This is a genomic window from Bryocella sp., from assembly GCF_058498515.1.
Genome location: NZ_JBMHYI010000047.1, coordinates 19,889 through 37,989 on the forward strand (window position 1 = coordinate 19,889; position 18,101 = coordinate 37,989).

The following is an 18,101-nucleotide window of genomic DNA, read 5'->3' on the forward strand; positions in this document are numbered from 1 at the left end:
GTGAAGAGAAAGGCGGGCCGCGAGGTCCGCCTTTCTTCGTTACGGTCGCGTGACGCGTTAGTTGATCGTGACGCTGAACGTCGTCGTCACGGTGCTGACACCTGAGCCGCTGGCTGTCACGGTGGCGGTGTAGGTTCCGGCGCTGCTGCGGGTCGATGCGGGCGCGGGGTTGCTCTTTGAGCCGCATCCGGTGAGGGCTGCCGTAGCGAGGACACCGCACAGCATCACCGCCATCCACTTCAACTTGCGTCGGCGCGATGGAAGCACCACCAGCAGTAGTGTCGCGAAGGCCGTCGCGCCACTCCCCAGGCTGAATCTGCTTGGAGCAGCGTCCAGCATGGCCTGGGCGGTGGTCGAGGTGATCGTGACGGTCGAGGCTGCCGTTCCTCCCGAGGCCAGCGTGACGGGGTTTGGCGACGCCGCGCAGGTGGGCTGGAACGCCGCGCTGCTGGTGGACATTGCGCACGTCAGCGTGACCGCTCCGACGAAGCCATTCGCCGAACCTGCGGTCACGACGATGGTGTTTCCCGAGGTAGCTCCGGAGGTAAAGGTGAGCGAGGGGGACCCGGCGGCGATGGTGATCGCGGGCGGCGGCACCGTGGTGGTGACCACGATAGCGGGAGCCGTACTTGCCGCGAAGTAGCTGTCGCCAGAGTATGTCGCGGTGATGCTATAGGACCCGGCAGGGGAAAAGGCCTGCGGCGCACTCGTCGCCGTGTTGCTGCTGAGCGTGACGGCAGAGCCGAAGGCCGTCCCGTTGGCGTAGAACTGCACGGTGCCGGTGGGCGCGGCCAGCGAAGAAGCCGCAGGGGTAAGTGTGGCCGTGAAGGTCAGCGGCTGTGTGGTGAATGCGGACGTGGCACTGGGGGTCAGCGCGAGCCTGGTGGTGACAGGCGCGGCGACCGCCAGGAAGTTTGCGACGTCCAGCGATCCCCAACCGGTGACCTGGTCATAGCCGGTGGTCAGGAGGTAGCCGCTCTGTCCGCCGGTGAGACTCGTCTGCGCGGGAGTGCTGTTGTTGCACATGGAAGGCACGGTCAGCGTGCAGTTGCTGACGCCGGAGGAAGCGATGGTCGCATCGTGAAACGCATTGTTGGTTGAGGCGCTCGCTGCAAGCCGGTAAAGCGCCGGGTTGATGTTGCCCTGGGCCGAGCCGGCGCGCGTGTTCCAGAGCGCCTGGATGGCGGCCATGCCGGGCGCGGCAGCCGAGGTTCCATAGAAGTACTCAAAGTAGCCAGACTCGCAGTTGAGGTTGTAGCAGCCATAGTAGCCATCGTGTCCGGAAGCTGGCAGCGAGATGTCGGGCACATCGCGGAATCCATCCGCGGGCACTCCGGTTCCGGTCTGCCAGCTAGGCTTGGGGACGAACAGGCTCACGCCGCCGCCGGTCGCGTTGATGAGCGGCGACGCGGAGGTGCCGGGTTCATTCCACGCGCCTTCGGGGATGTACCCCAGTGCCGAGGTCAGCGTCGAGGAGTTTGTGGTTCCCCAGTACGACGTGGGATTCGCTGTATCGGCAAACTCGGTGCCACCGACGCAGGTCGCGTAGCTGGAGGCGCAGAATGCATTGATGGCGAGCCTCTGAGTCGCCGGCGGTGCACTGCCGTGCGTGTCGCAGGTGGCGGCGCCGGAGTCTCCCGCGCACACGAATGCGGTGATGCCTTCGGCTGCTCCCACGGACCACAGGTTGTCCCAAGTGGTGTCGGTCGCCTGCGACGCCAATGTCTCGCAGGTGAGCCAGGACATCGTCATCACGGGATCGCGCAGCGTGTTGACGTTGTAGGAAGCCGCCGCATACAGGCCGCCGTTGGCGGGACCGGCGACGACAAGGTCGCTGACGGCTCCTGGAGCGGTGCCCACGGTGCGAATCACATCCAGCGTCGATTCGACCTGCGACGACCCGAGGCCGGGATCCACGCCGGTTGCGAGGATCGTATTCAGCGTATAGCTGCTGATGCCGGTCTTCTGCGCAAAGTCCGCGATGTCCTTCGGCACAAGGTCCGACTCATCGACGATGGCGATATGCTGCAGCTTCGTTCCGATGGCCGCGCCGGTGTTGCCGGTCGCGTAGACGGGGTTGACATCGAAGATCACGGCGAAGTCGCCGGGGGTAAGAAAATGGCTCGTCCCGGAAGAGTTGGTGACGGTGTACCCCGGTTGGGCATGGATGCTTCGGTGCTGCACCTGCGGCTCGGCGGGGATGTCCGATAGACCATTGATGGCCGCGATGACCGGAGCGAGCGCGGCCGGCACGGAAGGCTCGGTGCTGGCCGAGAGCCGCGCCGTGCCCTGCAGATTGAAGTAGCCGAAGGTGGTGCGGAAGGCGGAGCTTGCCGTCGCTACCGAGGTGGTGAACTCGAGAAAGATGCGGCTGGGCGCGACCGACTGAAGCTGCAGCCCCTGCGCGATGGCCCACTGCTTGACTGCGTCCACGTCAGCCGGCGTGGGGCCGAAGAGTGTGCCTACCTCCTGCGGCGTGAGCCAGTGGTGATAGAGCGGCGAAGCGGGATCCTGCTGGTCGGCGAGAAGCTTTTCGAACGCCGCCTGCACTGCGGGGTCACGGCGCATGACGATGGTCAGCCGCAGCGATCCATTGAGGTCAACGCTCTGCGAGGCCTGGTTGTCCGCGCGAACCCACGAGGGAAGGTGCCCATGCAGCTGCATCTGGGCGCTCAGGTCCGCAGCCCTGGCAACTCGATTCGCCTGCGGCACGGGCTTGAGCACGAGCGGGGACTGCGCCTCACCCAGTTGCGCTCCAAGAGCGAGCACGAAGAAGACGTTTCCAAAGACTTGCCGCAAAAGCGATCGACGCACGCCGACACTCCTCAACTCAAATGTTTTCGGGTGAGGAAGTTGTATCACGCGGCAAGAGAAGGGGCAGATTCTCTTGCGGGAAAGACATCAAGAGAGACAACGAAGCGGCCTTTGCTCAGAATGACGGCCCCGGGCGCGACTTCGCGGGATTCCTTCATTCCTTCGCAGAGATGATGGTGACGCGTTTGATGGTGATTGGGGCGAGGGGTTTGTCGTGGTCGTCGCGGGGAACGCGGGCTATGGCTTCGACGGCCTTGACGCTGGCGTCGTCGCACTGGCCGAAGATGGTGTAGCTGCCATCGAGACGATGGATGGGGTGCTCGGTGACGAAGAACTCCGTGTTGTTGGTGTTGGGGCCGGCGTTGGCGTAGGCCAGGCGGCCGGGGCGGTCGAAGGTGAGGCCGGGAGCGATCTCGTTGCCGAAGTGGAAGCCGATGTCGTGATCGCCCTTGGGATCGAAGGGACGGTCGTTGTTCTGGATCATGAAGTCGGGGATGACGCGGGCGAAGTGGAGGCCGTCGTAGAAGTGGCGGCCCTTAACCTCGACGCCGGTGGTGGGATTCTTGAAGGACTTCGTGCCGCTGGCGAGGCCGACAAAGTTCGCGACGCCGATGGGAGCTTCCTTGTCGAAGAGCTTGCAGGTGAGGGTGCCCATGGTGGTCTCGATGACGGCGGTGGGGCCGGTGGGCTCGGGCGCGGGCACTGCAGGGGCAGGTAGTGGAGGGATGGTGAGGTCGGCTTCGCCTTCCATCGGTGGGGCGGGTGGCGGAAGCTCCTGGTCTGCCTCCACGATGGCGACGCGGCGCAGCACGATGGGATGCTGCGGACGGTTGTCGGCACTGAGCAGCGTGTGGGCGATGTCCGTGGTGACTGGAATCGAAGCGTCATCGCACTGGCCGAAGACCACGCCGCGCTTGCTGAAGTCGGCGATGGCGTGATCGAGCACGACAAAAGCGGAGACGTTCTGCTTGCCATCCTTCACGACCGCGACGAGACGGCCGGGGCGCTCGGTGTCGAGGCCGGTCTTCTCGGGCTCGACGGCAGGGCCCGCTGAGCCCTGGCTGAAGGCCTCGCGATCGCCGCCACGGAAGCCATCGGTGACGCCAATGAGCTGCGTGGCGTCATAGAACGGCTTGCCGTGCTGCGCGACGCCGGCAGCGTCGGTCCAATCCTTCTCACCCTTCGCAAGCGCGAGGAACGCGGCCCCGGTCAGTGGGGCCTGCTTGCTGAAGAGCTTGCAGGTGATGCGGCCTGCGGAGGTATCGAAGACGGCGGTGGGGCCGGTGGGGTCGACAGACGCAGCGGGAGCGGCGTGCGAGGACGCGGGGCGATGCGTCTGGGCGAGGAGCGAGGACGATGCGAGGCATGCGAGGGTGGCAATCAGCGAGGGACGCATGTACCCAGTGATACCACCCGACAGCGCTGCGCGTTAGCGGCTTCGCCTTAGCCGCTGCGCGGTTGGCGCTTCGCGTTAGCAACTGGGTAGAAACAATGGTTGTGGCTTGGACCTGCGGTGTGAGCGCGGGACGTTGCGGAAGCAAGATCAGAAGCGGATTCCCTTCGGGAATGACAACAAGAAAAGCAAAATACAGAGGCTGTTCTGTTCCGCTGTTCTGCTCCTCTGCTGTTCTGCTGTTCCGCTGTTCTGCTTCTCTGCTTCTCTGCTTCTCTGCTTCTCTGCTATCCAACGATGGTGCGGAGCATTGGCGCGTGGGTGAGCGTGTTGTGCAGGATGCACTTTGCGACGGCGGCCTCGACGCCCTTGCGGTGGGCTTCGGTGAGTGGCTGAGGTGTCGTCACATGCATGGTGATCTCGCCGAGGCGGGCGGGGTTCTTCACCTTGTCGGCGTGGGCGGTGACGTGGGTGCCTTCGAGCGGGAGCTTGTGTCGCTTGAGGTAGTCGACAGCGTAGTAGGCGGCGCAGGCTCCGAGGGCGCCGAGGAAGATCTCGGGCGGCGTCATGGCCTCGTCGTAGCCGTGGTTGTCCTCGGGCTGGTCGCTGTAGAGGACGTGGCCGCGGGTGGCGATGGAGAACTGCACGTCGCCCATGTGTTGGATTTCGATCTTCATCGGGTCTTTCCTTTACTTGCGTTCGCGAGGACCGCATCCAGATGTTGGCGCACCATTTGCCTTGCCCGGTGCAATCTCGACTTCATTGCGGCCAGTGTGATCCCTAGCTGCTCCGCAGTCTCTTCTCCGCTGTGTTCCTCGAGGTCGCGGAGCACGTAGACCCTGCTCAGGTCTTCGGGCAGCGTTTCGATGGCCGACCGGACCGCATGGCGAAGCTGCTCGGCGGAGGCTCGCTCTTCGGGCGAGCGCTGCGCGTCCTCAACCGGCTCCCATCCCTGCTCACTGAGCTCTTGCAGCGAGAGTGCCTCGTGGATGCGCTTCTGCGACTTGAGGTGGAAGCAGAGGCGGCGTGCGATCTGCGCGAGCCAGGCTCCGAAGGCGGCGCGCTCGCGCAAGGTTTCCAACCTACGGAAGGCGGAGAGCAGAGCGTCGGTGAGGACATCTTCGGCATCCTCACGGTTGCCGCAGAGCCGAAGCATCTGGCGGTAGACCTGATCGCGATGCTCTACCGCCAGACCCTCAAACTCTGCGTCCGATGCGTTTGTCATGTTCCTGAACGTATGCGGTTCCAGGGCATGCGCGCAAGCGCGTTGCCCATGAGACAGATATCCGTTGCGCCGGCGACGATAAGTCCACAGCCCACGAAGCCGGTGAGCAGCAGCCAGCGCGGGCTAACCAGCACGGCGAGGATTGTGCCGGCCAGCACCAACAGACCGGCTCCGAAGCGCACCTGGCGCTCCAGCGACCAGGTGGAATAGGTGGAATGTGAGACAGGCAAGTCCTCTCGCAGCCAGGCGTCCATACCGCCGTCGATGACTGCAGCCTGAATGCCGCGGCGGGCGAGGCGCCGTTGTGCGAGCCGCGCACGCGTGCCGCTCTTGCACAATAGCGCGATACCTCCCTTCGGCAGTTGCGCGAGGTCGCGGTCGATCGTCTCCAAGGGGCGGTGGAGGGAGCCCGGCACACATACGGCCGCGCGTTCGCTGGTGGATCGCACATCGACGACTGTCCACTCCGGACTTTTAGCTTGGGCTGGCTGAATCGAATCCATGGCACCGTCTCCGCGTATCTCTCTATGAGGGAAGAGGGCTGGCGGAGCGAAAAGGATTCATCGTGCGAAGATGCAATACGCCGGCGTTGGTGCTCAACGGGAGCTTCGCGTTCGCAATAGTTGAGGGAAAGCGGCGATTCCGTAGGATGGATCCCCATGACCCCGCTGATTTCGCATCTCACTGAAGAGTGCTCCGTTGTGAGCGCAGGGGTATTTTTGTGCTGATTCAATCCGAGTTCGATATTCAATTTCATCTTCCTCATGCGACCGCGATGATCGCGCTGCTGCATGTGCATCCGTCCATCGAGCCGATGCTGGTCACGGACGACCGCATCCTCGTGGAACACATTGGCCCCTCCAGCGAGGGCGACGCCGCGCGTGAGCTTGCCGTGAACGAGTACCTGGACAGCTTTGGTAATCGCTGCTCGCGCTTCTTTGCGCCGGCGGGAGCGATCCGGCTGAGCGGCAAAAACATTCTTCAGTCGTCCGAGATGCCAGACCTGCAGGGCTTCGGGCTGCTGGCGACTCCGGTGCAGGATCTTCCGGCGGAGACGCTGCAGTTTCTGCTCTCCAGCCGCTACTGCCAGGTGGATCAGTTTGGCGCGATTGCGCAGGACCTGTTCTCGCACATGGGCACGGGCTGGGCGCTGGCCGCGGCGATCCGCGACTGGGTGCACACGCATGTGGCCTTCGACTACAAGACGGCGCGGCCGACCAAGACGGCGATGGATGTCTTCACGGAGCGCATCGGCGTGTGCCGCGACTTCCAGCACCTGGCGGTGACGCTGACGCGCGCGATGAATATTCCGGCGCGCTATGTGACGGGGCAGCTCGGAGATATTCGCATACCCTACTCGGGCATTGGGGATTACAGCGCGTGGTACCAGATCTGGCTGGACGGCCGGTGGTGGAACATGGACGCGCGCCACAACCAGCCGCGCCTGGGGCGGGTGCTGATGGCTGTCGGTCGCGATGCGGCGGATGTGGCGATCACGACGAGCTTTGGGCGCGCGGACCTGAAGCACTTCTACGTGGAGAGCAACGAGCTGGACGCGGAGGGGCGCATTATTGTGGCTCCGGGCGCGCCTCCTCCGGCGATTGCTCCGGCGGCGTTGTAGCGGGCGGTTCGTCCAACGAGCCGAACCTCAGAAATTGAAACCGGCGTGCAGGGTGATATTGCGATTGGCGGAAGGGTTTCCGCCGAAGTTGTTGCCGATGGCGATGGACTTCCCAAAGTAAGGCGAGGTCAGGACGCCCACGGGTGCGGCGCGATTGACGTGGTTGAAGAGGTTGTCGGCCTCGACCCCGAAGCGCAGGCGGTATTTGGGATCCCCAGGCTTGGGGGGCTTTTCTCCGGCCTTGACCGCGGGCGGCGCAGGACGCGGGCCGAAGCGAAAGTCGCGAGAGATGCTGGCCTCCGTATAGACCACACCCGGCGCCCTGAATGCGTTGAAGGGGATGATGGTTTCGCCGGGCTGGGGCGCGATGTCGAAGTTGCCCCAGGGCGTCTGACGCAGTGAAGCCGCCGGGGTCGCACTGGTGGCGAACGACGGGCGGTCGTTGTAGATGGTGTCGCCGTTGTTGTCCGAGCCCGTGGTGATGTTGAAGTAAGAGCGCGAGCGGACGGCGAGGAACATGTTCACATTGAAACCCAGGCCGGGATGCGCATTGAAGCCGGTGTAGAGCTGGTGCGGCGAGTAGCCTGTGATGGGGCCATAGTCCTGGCGCACATTGTAGGAGTTGGAGACGAAGCTGGAGCTCGCGAAGCTGCCGGTGTCGCTCCTCTGATCGCCGTGGCCATAGAAGCCCCAGGCATTGAGCCTGGAGCCGATGTTGAGGTTGCCGTTGATGCTGAACGAGTGGCCGTCGGAGATGCCGTCGGACGAGTACTGGTAGATGTTTTGCGTGCCTCCCATCGGGCGGACACCTGTGCCGGGCTCGGGAGCGTTGATGTTCTCGGAGTCGAACTGGTGGATGCTGCGGCGGCGGTAGTAGGAGACGTTGAGGCTTCCATACTTGCCGAAAGCGTGCTCGGCCGAGATCATGCCCTGGTACGTGACGGGCGAGGTAAGATTGGGCGCGATGCGGTAGGGCGTTGAGGTGCTGGCGTTGAGATTCTTCACAGAGTCCGCACCGGCAGCGAGGTTGGTGAAGTAGAAGTTCACCGGGCTGGGGTCGGTGGAGCTGGCAGCCGAGAGATTGTAGGTGGTCTGCGTGACGCCGTTCTGGCGCAGGGACTGGAGCAGATTGCCTGCGGGGAAGCGGTTGTAGAAGAGACCGAAGCCTCCGCGCACGACGGCCAACGGCGCTTTGGCTTTGGGCCTGGTGATGGCATAGGCGAAGCCGAGGCGCGGGGCGGGATCGAAGCTGTCGGGGATGGCGGTTTGCGACTCGAGGCGCAAGCCGTAGTTCAGCGTGAGGTTCTTGGAGGCTTTCCACTCGTCTTCGGCGAAGAAGCCGAAGTCGGCGGTGGAGAGCTCCGCGGCGGCTGTGCCCTTGGCGTACTGGAAGAGCGTGGGCCGGGCGGCGGGGAGGAGACCCGTCACACTGCTGTTGGAGCCAAGGGCAGCAAGGGCTTGGGTGTAGGTGGCGATGTCCGGAAAGGTGAACTGGCCGTTGTAATTTGCGTTGGAGAAGTTGGCATCGCGGGAGTCGCGGAAGCGCATGCCGGCGCGGATGAAGTGCTTGCCTTCGGAGATGGAGAAGTACTGCTGCACCTCCCACTGGTCCTGGTGGTCGTGGGTTTCCTGGGACTGCGCTCCGCCGCCGGTGAAGGAGCCCTGCACGGTGACGCTGGGCGCGGTGGAGTTGGGGCTCTGGTTCGTCACGGTGCGGATGTATTGCAGTGCTGAATCGAGCACGACGTGTGCGTTGAAGATGTGTGTGTCCGAGAGCTGCAGGATCTGCCGGTGTATGGTGCTGCTGGTTCCTGCCTCCGCGAGGACGAGCTGGCCTACGCCGCTGTTGATCGTGGAGGTGTTGTTGAACTGATAGCGGCCGATGAAGGTGTCCTTCTTGCCGAACTGGTGGTCGATGCGCTCACGATAGCTCTGCCAGTGGTTCTGCGTGGGCACGGCCTGCGTGACCTGCACGGGCAGCAGCGTGGAGGGATCGACCGTGGTGGCGTTGATGCTGGCGTTGCTGTTGGTGTTCTGTACGAGGACGTTGAGATAGAACGAGGTGCTCTTGTTGATGGGGCCGGTGAGCGAGCCGAAGAGGTTCTGGGTGTCATACGCGGGCAGGTTGCCGACGATGTAGGGATTGCGCGAGTTGAACGCGGAGTCGCCCCAGTCTGTGTCGAGATTGCCGTGCAGCTTGCTGGCGCCGGGCTTGGTGAAGATCTCGATGCGCCCCATGCCGAACTGGTCATAGGCCGAGGAGAACGGATTCTGGTTGATGCGGATCTCGCGGATCTCATCCTTGGGCGGCATCTGTCCACCGGAGAAGCCATCGACGTAGAGCTGCGGAGGATTGCTGGGATCGCCGCCGGACATGGATTCGAGCTGCTGCTCCATCACGTTGGGATCGTCGGAGAAGGTGTCGAGCTGCTCGTTCTTGAAGACCAGCGCGGAGCGGTTGGCGTCGGAGGATGTGTCCGCTGCTTGCGAGGCATCGACTTCGACCTCCTGATCCGAAGCCGCGAGGAGCTTGAGCGAGAGCGTGGTGTTGCGGCCGGCGGCAATGACGATGTTGCTGCGATTCAAGGTGCGGAAGCCATCCATTGAGACCGTCAGCGAGTACGTGCCGGGGACGACCGCGATGCTGAAGTGACCGAGAGCGTCGGAGACTGCATCGGCATCAGCCTGATCGGAGTGGAGATGGATCGACGCGTTGGGAATCGCTGCGCCGGTCGCGTCGAGGACATCGCCGGAGAGTACGGGGAGCTTGGCCGCGGCTGCGGGCAGAGCAGAGGCCAGGACTGGGGGCTTGGCCGTCTGCGCTGGTGCAGGCGGCGGAAAGTGGCAGGAGAAGGCACACACCAGCAGCAGCGCGCGGGGAAGACGCGTGGGGAGGTTCATAGGTGGTCCAGGCACCGTTTCTGGAAGCTCGTTGCTTCCTGCTTAGACCTCAGTGCCCGTCACACGTTAGTCCGATGAATAAGTCTTTTTACGGGCGAATCCTCTGCCCGGTTCCCAAGCGCTCGGGTTTATTTTGCGCTCGCATTTCTTTTCCGTGAACGCGGCGCTCGATCAATCGGCGGTGGCCGAAGGCGCCTTTGCATTGATGGAGAACTCCGCCCAGGGACCGGCCTTCATGTCATGCAGGATGGGCTTCTGCCAGGCGAACTCGGGATGCGCGGCGAAGAATGGCGCGGCGAGGAAGTCGTCGCCGCAAGGATGGCCGGCGCGCACGACCATGGTCATCTTCGCGGCCATGGCATCGTCCATCACCTCGCCGGTGACGGCGCCTGACGCGGAGTAAGGAGGATTGCCCCAGACCTTCTCGCCCTCGGCAGAGAGTTCCTCGTGCCCACAGAGACTGCGCTTGCCGATGCCGATCTTCTTCTCGTAGCTGTCGTAGTGGTCGGAGAGGAATGCCTCGGCGAGCGTGGCGTCGAGCTTGCCGTGGTGCTGCTGCATGAACTCTTCGGCGCGAACGCGGCGGGCGTTCATGCTGCTGGTGAGGTCCTTCGGGTCGAAGCCTGGCGTGTCGTCGCGGACCAGCTCGGGATCGGCTGCGAAGTTGGAGCTAACGAAGTAGCCATCCTTGCGGCGGGTGAGCGGGGTGTGCTTGAGGCCGAGCTCGAGATAGGCGATCTCGCCGGTCTTACGATCGCCGACGAGCCAGGAGTTAGCATAGCCGCCGTTGTTGCCCTTACGCATGATGGCCGCGTAGTCATCGATCGTGTTGGCATACTGCAGCGCCTTGCGCGAGCGATCGAACTCTGCGATGCCCTTCGCATCGAAGCCAGCGGCCATGGGCAGCGTGGTCTCGGTCATCATGATGCCGGAGGAGTTGACGCCGAAGTCGTCCTGGCTGGTGATGACGCCTGGAAGGCCATCCATCAGGATGCGATTGCCGTGCTGCGGCTGGATATCGAAGACGACGGTCCAGCGCTCGCCTTCGGCGTAGCTTGACCAGTTGGAGTGCGCGATGACGATCTTGCCGTCTTTCGTGGCTGAACCTGTTGCGATGAAGGCGCTGCACTTGCCCGGAGCTGTGGCTGCGGGAGGATTGGGCTTGTTCTCCTTCTTGTTGAGCGTGGGGATGTAGTAGCCGCCGATTTCGATATCGCCGTTGAGCGCGACGAGGTCCCAGAGGTCGAGGCTGGAGCCGTGGGCCTTGAGGCCGGCGGCGATACCCTTGAGCTCGTCCTTGTACTCGGCATCGAGATGCGGCCAGAGCACGGTGCGGCCGGCTTCGCGGAAGAAGGTCCAGTCGCGCTGATACTCATGTGGAGCTTCGACCTTATAGACGTTCACGTTGTCCTCGATTTGGCGGGCGAGGAGATAGCCATGCTGGAAGCCGACCTGCTCGGGCGTGCCCTGGAGGTGCACGTAGGTCCAGCCATCGTGCTGGAAGGTGTAGCCGCCCTTGAGGCGCGCGTCGTCGATTGAGGTTTTATCAGCGCGAGAGGTAAGCGAAACGAGGCAGAGGACACCGACGGCGAAAACGAGCGGGAGTCGCATGAGAGAACCTCAAGGGCGCGAGGCGCCGGGGCAAAGCTGAGCAGCGTGCCCGAAGTATATCCGGGGGCTTCTGGAGTTCGTGTGGAGTTCATGTGGAGGCGAGTGGGCCCGCTAGTAACTTTGAATGCACCTACTTTGTTTAACGCACCTACTTTGAGTGCAAGGGGCGGAGTGTGGCGCGGCGTGGGCTCGCGCAGGATACTGGGTATGGCGACCGCGATCCTCTTCCCTCACCTGCTGACGATGCCCAATCCTCGACAGATCTCGCCCGATGAAGACCGCGCCTGGCAGCAGGTGCTGGCCCGCGATGCGGGCGCAGAGGGCAGCTTTGTCTATGCCGTTTCTTCCACTGGTATCTTCTGCCGGCCAACCTGTCCGAGCCGCAGGCCGCTGCGGGAGAATGTTCGCTTCTTCGCGTCGACCAGCGATGCAGAGGCTGCGGGCTTCCGCGCCTGCCAGCGTTGCGAGCCAAAGCGCGAGGGAGCGAAGGAGGATCCTCATGCGGCAGAGGTGAAGCTTGCGGCGAAGCTTCTTTCCAGCAGCGGCGGCGAGGCGTTTTCGCTCGACGAGCTGGCAACGAAGGTTGGGCTGAGCCGCTTTGCGCTGCTGCGGAGCTTTCAGCGCGTGCTGGGAGTGACTCCTGCGGAGTATGCGCGGGAACAGCGACGCGAGCTGCTGCGCGACACGCTGCAGAGCGGGGAGCGCAGCGTGACGGAGGCGGTGTATGACGCGGGCTTCGGTTCGGCGAGCCGGGTGTATGAGTCGGTCGACGCCACGCTGGGGATGAGCCCCACGGCGATGAAGGCCGGCGGCGCGGGCGAGACGGTTCGCTATGCGCTAAGTGATTCGCAACTGGGCCGCGTGCTGGTGGCTGCTACCGAGCGTGGGTTGTGCGCGGTGCTGTTTGCCGACGACGATGCTGGTGCGATTGCCGAGCTTCGCGAGCGCCTGCCGCAGGCGACGTTGATCCATGACGATGCGGCGCTGCAGGATGCACTGGCGACGGTGCTCGCGCGACTCAGCGAGTCGCCCACGGCGGCGACGCTTCCCTTCCACGTGCGCGCGACGGCGTTCCAGCAAAGGGTGTGGCAGGCGCTGCTGGCGATCCCGCGGGGCGAGACTCGAACGTACGCGCAGGTGGCTGAGGCGATTGGATCTCCGAAGGCGGTGCGGGCCGTGGGCACGGCTTGCGGAGCGAATCCGCTGGCCGTGGTGGTGCCGTGCCACCGCGTGGTGGGGGCAACGGGCGAGCTGACGGGCTATCGCTGGGGCAAGGAGCGCAAGCGGAAGCTGCTGGCGATGGAACGGGACGAGTGAGGGCGATTCGGCTCCGTCGCGCACGGCCGGGGAGGCAAGGGACTGCGCGCCGCAGCTACAATCTGTAGCGTGCGCAGCCTGCGCGCCAATCTCTAGCGCGCACGGCGCGTGAGGGTCCCTCCCCGATGAAGCTTCGCCCTGTTCTGCTTGTACTCGTGATCCTCAGCGTCTTCTACTACCTCTCCACGCGGCTGTGGCCCAGCGGTGCGCTGGCCGGGCTGGTGCACCACGGCAACGGCACGGTGACCAACGCGGTGGCCGGCCCGCTGGGCAGCTTCTCCCTCACCGAGGCTTCTGCCGCGCCGGAGTTCGACAGCGAGGAGCAGCAGAACATCGCCGTGTACAAGCGTGGCACGCCCTCGGTGGTGAACATCACCAGCGTGCAGGTGGCGTGCTGCGACTTCTTCCTGCGGCCTGTGCCCGAGGAGGGCCAGGGTTCGGGCTTCATCATCGACAAGGACGGCCACATCCTGACGAACAACCACGTCATCGAGGGCGCGCAGACCGTCGAGGTGACGCTGTGGAACAAGAAGAAGTACAAGGCCACGGTGGTGGGTGTGGACTCGAACCATGACCTGGCGTTGCTGCAGATCAAGGGAGTGCCCGACCTGCAGCCGGCGGTGCTGGCGGAATCGCACAACCTGATGGTGGGCCAGAAGGTGTACGCGATCGGCAACCCGTTTGGCTTTTCGGGCACGATGACCAGCGGCATCATCTCGGCGATCCGGTCGGTGGCGATGCCCTCGGGCAACAAGATCGAGGATGCGATCCAGACGGATGCGAGCGTGAACCCGGGGAACTCGGGCGGGCCGCTGCTGAACTCGCGCGGCGAGGTGATTGGCGTGACGACGATGATTGCCTCCAACCCCAATGGCGGCGCGGAGCAGTCGGCTGGCATTGGCTTTGCCATCCCCATGTCAACCGCGAAGGCGGTGCTGGAGGACTTTGCGAAGTATGGCCGTGCGAGGCGGCCTTCGCTGGATATCGTAACGCTGCCGATCGGCCCGGATCTTGCGGCGCAGATTGGGCTGCCTGCGGATAACGGCATCCTGATCGAACGCGTGCTGCCGGGAGGCGCTGCGGACAAGGCCGGACTGCGCGGCGGCATGCAGCGGGCGATCATGGGCAACACGATCGTGATGCTGGGCGGAGATCTGATTGTGGGCTTCGATGGCCAGGCGATCGAGTCACCGCAGGATCTGCAGGCGGCGATGAACTCGCACCGCGCGGGCGATACGGTGACGCTGACCGTCTTCCGCGGGAGACAGAAGGTGGAGACCAAGGTGACACTGAGCGAGGCGCGTGAGGTGCTGAGCGGGCATAGCACTTAGACAGCAGAACAGCAGAACAGCAGAACAGCAGAACAGCAGAACAGCAGAACAGCAGAACAGCATTGGACGAGGTACTGCGGTGATTGCGCTGCCTCCACGGCGATGTTGTTCGCAGACGTAGAACGGCCCGGACGATTGCTCGTCCGGGCCGTCTTATTGCTGTGTGGAGGTTAGAAGAACAGCTTCGCCGAGAACTGCATCTGGCGGGCCGTGTAGAGGCCGTTATTGGTGCCGGAGACAGCGCCGAACGTCGATAGGCCTGTTGCGGTGGAGGGAACGATGCAACCTTGCTCCACAGACCCTGTCGGGATCGTGGTTGCAACGCACTTCGCCGTTGTGCCGGACGTGTTGCCTACACCGCTGATGTAGGTGGAGTACTGACCCTGAACACCGGTGACAATCTTGTGATTGAGCAGGTTGAAGGCATCTGCCGAGAACTGCAGGTAGATCTTCTCGTAGATGGGGATGTTGCGCGACAGGCGGGCATCGAAGTCATTGAAGCCGGGTCCGATGAGGCTGTTGCGTCCAATCTGCGGAGGACGGCCGGTGGTTGCGCTGCCGGAGCTGGAGCTCATGGCGCCGCCATAGATATTGCCCAGGTCGCCGTAGCTAGACGCCACGGTATTGCCCGAGTAGACCGTACCGCTCATGCTGGCAAAGATCGGCTGGCCGCCAGAGGCAATCTCCGAGCCGGAGAACGTCCACTCATCGAGAGCGTACTTGACGATCTTGTTGTTCTCGAAGAGGTGGGGTTGATAGACCATGGTGAGCGTGAAGCGGTTACGGATGTCGATATCCGAAAGACCGTTCTCGCCGCGGACATTGTTGGGATCCAGGACCGTGTTGCCACCGTAGAACGTTCCGCTCGATCCTTCCACCTGATTAGTGTCGCTGGCGTGCGCCCAGGTGTAATTCAGGATGGCTTCGAGGCCGTTGGAGAAGGGCCGGCGCACGGTTGCCGCCAACGAGTTGTACCAGGTATTCGCCACTGAGAAGCCGGTGTTGAAGCTGGACAGTGACGTATTGATGCGATCCGATTGCAGATAGACCGGGACAGTGAGGACGCTGGTTACGTTGTTGTTCGCGTCTTCGACGGCGTAGGAGCGGATGCCGTGCGGGGTTTGTCCAACGAGGTTGGCGTCAAGGAAAACGGGAAGGCGCATACCGCGCGTCGCGACCCAGCCGACCGAGAGCGACATTTTGCCGGGCAGAGCCTGCTCAACCGACAAGTCCGCTTCGTGCGCGTAGGGCGGAACGAAGTTGGGATCCAGGCCGTGGAAGCTGTACGACGGGGTCGCACCGAGAGCGGTAACTGCCGGAGCGTTGCTGCCGGCGGGATGGAGCGCGGTGGACAGTGACGGACCCGTGGGCTGGAAGGGAAGGTTGGGGAAGAGCAGCTTGCTGCCTGCGGCAGGAACCGAAGAGCAGTTCTGGGTCGGGGTCGTTGTACCGACGTAGCTGCAACCGCCGTAGTTGTAGTTCAGTTGGACGACGCCGTTTTCCACGCGATCCGCGTAGTAGGTGCTGCCCTGGTTGAGAGCTGAGAAAAGTCCATATCCACCGCGAACAACGGTTCCGGTGTAGGGAGACCAGCTGAAGCCAACGCGCGGCTGGACGCGGCTGGTGTTCTTGATGGTCTGGGTGTACTTGGTGGACAGGGGAGCGAACAGGTTGTTAACCAGTCCGGGAGGAGGCGTGACCTGGATGTCATAGCGGACACCGGCCACGATCTGGAACTTCGGGCTGATCTTCCAGGAGTCCTCGGCGAAGCCGTCGTACATCTTCATCCAGAAGTCGTCCTTACCTTGGGTGCCAGCTGCTGTATTCACCTGATCGACGGTCTGCACCAGGGTCGAGTAGTGATAGCCGGCGTAGGGATCGGTGTCGCCGGGCTGTCCGGCGTAGGAGTCCAGCAGCCACGACTGGAAGTTCTGCGTGGAGCTATTGCCGCCGTAGGAGTAGATACCGCCGCCCTGGAAGAGGTTGATCATGACTTCGTGGACGAAGTTGAGGTCACCACCGAACTTGAAGGTGTGATGGCCGATGGTGGTGGAGAAGACATCGGTGAACTGGATGCGATGCTCATCGGGCTCGGCGATACGCGGCAGAGCGTTGGGCATACCGTAGGTCGCGACACCCATGCCGACCGAGGGGCCGGAGGCATTGGCGCCCGCAGTCTCGAGATCACGGCCCCACTGGGCGTGGATCTGGTTGACCGAAGCCTTGCCGATCTGGGTGGTGAGGCCGCCTACGAGGAAGCGCTCGTGATAGCTGGTGGGACCGTTGGTCGAGGGCGAGCTGTTGGAGAAGGTGTTGGCCGTGTTGTAACCGTAGGTCGAATCGAAGTCGACAAAGTTGAAGTCGACAAAGAGGTCATTGCGCTTGTCGAGGTGATAGTCCACCCGCGGGAAGAAGAGATTTTCCTTCTGGAAGCGTGAGGGAGCTCCAATGGCGTTGGCCAGGAGAAAGTTGATGCCCGCAAGGCACTGCGTGGGGGTGATGCCGGTGGTTCCGTTGTAGCCGTAGATCGTATTGCCGGCGATGGGGCATTGCGCCGGGCTCACTACGCTGGTGAGGGCATAAGAATTGGCGCTGACCGTAGCCGTAACCGGTGTTGTGGAGATCGTGTTGGCGTCAGTGTAGAGGGCCTTGCCGACGCGACGGAACCCGTCATAAGTGAAGAAGTAGAAGAGGCGGTCCTTGATGATGGGTCCGCCGACCGAGCCGCCAAACTGTTGCTGCTGGTGGGTGGGCTGGGTCAGCAGGAACGGGTTGCCGCCGTTGTGCAGCGCCTGGAACTTGTTGTACGGATCGAGAGCATTCAAATCCGGGTAGCGGAGCATGTAGAACAGGTCGCCGTGGATGGCATTGGTGCCCGACTTGGTGATGGCGTTGACCTGACCGCCGGCGGCCTGGCCGAACTCGACGGAGTAGTTCGAGGTTTCGGCCTGGAACTCCTTGATCGAGTCGATCGAGTATACGTACGGTGCGCCCGAAGAACGGCCGCGGGCTTCGGAGAACAGCATCTGGTTGTTGTTCGAGCCGTCCACATAGTTCTGGTTGTAGAGGCCGCTGATGCCGTGGAAGCTCACGAGGCCGGAGCCGCCGTCCTGCACCACGTTCGGGGTGTTGAGGACGAATGCGCTCCAGTTGCGGGTCGCAACGGGAAGATTCTGCAGAAGCACGGGATCGAAGGTCTGCGAGACTTCGGTCTTCTCGGTGTCCAGGATCGGGGTGTCCGCGGTGACGTCGACTGCGGTCGAGACCGAGCTCGTGGTCAGCTTCGCGTCGATGGTGAGGATCTGACCAACGGTCAGCTGGAGGTTCTTGCGGTCCAGGGTTCCAAACGACGGCGCAGAGATGATGACTTCGTAGCGGCCGGGGATCAGAAAGCTCGCGGTGTAGATACCGGCCGAGTCCGTGGTGAGGCTGCGGACGATACCTGTGTCGATGTTCTTGACGGTCACGCTGGCATTGGGCACCACAGCGCCCGAGGGGTCAGTGACGGTGCCGACGATATTGCCGTTACCGGAAGTCTGGGCGTGGGCGGCGAACGTGGCTACAGCAGCCAGCGTCAACGCCGGCAGAACCGCGCGCAGTCGTTTCGTGAAAGATAGGGACATAGTTGGAGGGACTCCTGTGAAACTGGCGTAAGACTGCAAAGGCGAAAGCCAAAACATTACTGCCGAAGTCGAAAGTTCGCTTCGGCAGGTAAATGCGATTTAGTGATTAGTTAAGAGCTTCGCCGACGTGAGAGGGCTGTGTCAAGAAGGAACAGACCGCATGAGACGAAGATTGTCCGGCTTTTGATTCAACTGCAAAAAACAAGCGGAGAACTTGCGGAATCGACAGTTCCGGTCGTTCCGGAGTTCGGGAACGGGCTGAATG

The 18,101-nt window shown here is 63.1% G+C and carries 11 protein-coding genes; 3 read left to right on the forward strand and 8 right to left on the reverse strand.

The window, feature by feature from the left end; translation table 11 throughout:
- Nucleotides 1-57 precede the first annotated feature (57 nt).
- The 5 genes from AC5E6W_RS13420 to AC5E6W_RS13440 all read right to left on the reverse strand — a co-directional run bounded on the left by AC5E6W_RS13420 (nucleotide 58) and on the right by AC5E6W_RS13440 (nucleotide 5,935).
- Nucleotides 58-2,814, reverse strand: a complete 2,757-nt coding sequence (locus AC5E6W_RS13420) for a protease pro-enzyme activation domain-containing protein (RefSeq protein WP_491752821.1) — start codon at nucleotides 2,812-2,814, stop codon at nucleotides 58-60.
- 154 nt (nucleotides 2,815-2,968) lie between these two features.
- Complete coding sequence (locus AC5E6W_RS13425) at nucleotides 2,969-4,210, reverse strand: peptidylprolyl isomerase (RefSeq protein WP_491752822.1); 1,242 nt, start codon at nucleotides 4,208-4,210, stop codon at nucleotides 2,969-2,971.
- A gap of 284 nt (nucleotides 4,211-4,494) precedes the next feature.
- On the reverse strand, nucleotides 4,495-4,884 hold the full coding sequence (locus tag AC5E6W_RS13430; protein ID WP_491752823.1) for an OsmC family protein: 390 nt from the start codon (nucleotides 4,882-4,884) through the stop codon (nucleotides 4,495-4,497).
- On the reverse strand, nucleotides 4,881-5,432 hold the full coding sequence (locus AC5E6W_RS13435) for an RNA polymerase sigma factor (protein WP_491752824.1): 552 nt from the start codon (nucleotides 5,430-5,432) through the stop codon (nucleotides 4,881-4,883). Before AC5E6W_RS13435 ends, AC5E6W_RS13430 begins: the two co-directional genes overlap by 4 nt.
- Nucleotides 5,429-5,935, reverse strand: a complete 507-nt coding sequence (locus tag AC5E6W_RS13440) for a rhodanese-like domain-containing protein (protein ID WP_491752825.1) — start codon at nucleotides 5,933-5,935, stop codon at nucleotides 5,429-5,431. The genes AC5E6W_RS13435 and AC5E6W_RS13440 overlap by 4 nt, the downstream gene beginning before the upstream one ends.
- A gap of 218 nt (nucleotides 5,936-6,153) precedes the next feature.
- On the opposite strand from AC5E6W_RS13440, the gene AC5E6W_RS13445 reads away from it, so the two are divergent.
- Nucleotides 6,154-7,053, forward strand: coding sequence for a transglutaminase-like domain-containing protein (locus AC5E6W_RS13445; RefSeq protein ID WP_491752826.1), 900 nt, complete (start codon nucleotides 6,154-6,156; stop codon nucleotides 7,051-7,053).
- 27 nt (nucleotides 7,054-7,080) lie between these two features.
- On the opposite strand, the gene AC5E6W_RS13450 is transcribed toward AC5E6W_RS13445, so the two are convergent.
- Nucleotides 7,081-9,954, reverse strand: a complete 2,874-nt coding sequence (locus AC5E6W_RS13450) for a TonB-dependent receptor (protein ID WP_491752827.1) — start codon at nucleotides 9,952-9,954, stop codon at nucleotides 7,081-7,083.
- 171 nt (nucleotides 9,955-10,125) lie between these two features.
- Nucleotides 10,126-11,565 (reverse strand): C45 family autoproteolytic acyltransferase/hydrolase, encoded by a 1,440-nt coding sequence (locus tag AC5E6W_RS13455; RefSeq protein WP_491752828.1) that lies wholly within the window; start codon nucleotides 11,563-11,565, stop codon nucleotides 10,126-10,128.
- A gap of 207 nt (nucleotides 11,566-11,772) precedes the next feature.
- On the opposite strand from AC5E6W_RS13455, the gene ada reads away from it, so the two are divergent.
- On the forward strand, nucleotides 11,773-12,882 hold the full coding sequence (gene ada / locus AC5E6W_RS13460) for a bifunctional DNA-binding transcriptional regulator/O6-methylguanine-DNA methyltransferase Ada (RefSeq protein ID WP_491752829.1): 1,110 nt from the start codon (nucleotides 11,773-11,775) through the stop codon (nucleotides 12,880-12,882).
- Nucleotides 12,883-13,007: 125 nt separating this feature from the next.
- Nucleotides 13,008-14,213, forward strand: coding sequence for a S1C family serine protease (locus AC5E6W_RS13465; RefSeq protein ID WP_491752830.1), 1,206 nt, complete (start codon nucleotides 13,008-13,010; stop codon nucleotides 14,211-14,213).
- A gap of 170 nt (nucleotides 14,214-14,383) precedes the next feature.
- Here AC5E6W_RS13465 and AC5E6W_RS13470 read toward each other — a convergent pair whose 3' ends face one another.
- On the reverse strand, nucleotides 14,384-17,836 hold the full coding sequence (locus tag AC5E6W_RS13470) for a TonB-dependent receptor (protein ID WP_491752831.1): 3,453 nt from the start codon (nucleotides 17,834-17,836) through the stop codon (nucleotides 14,384-14,386).
- Nucleotides 17,837-18,101: the final 265 nt, after the last annotated feature.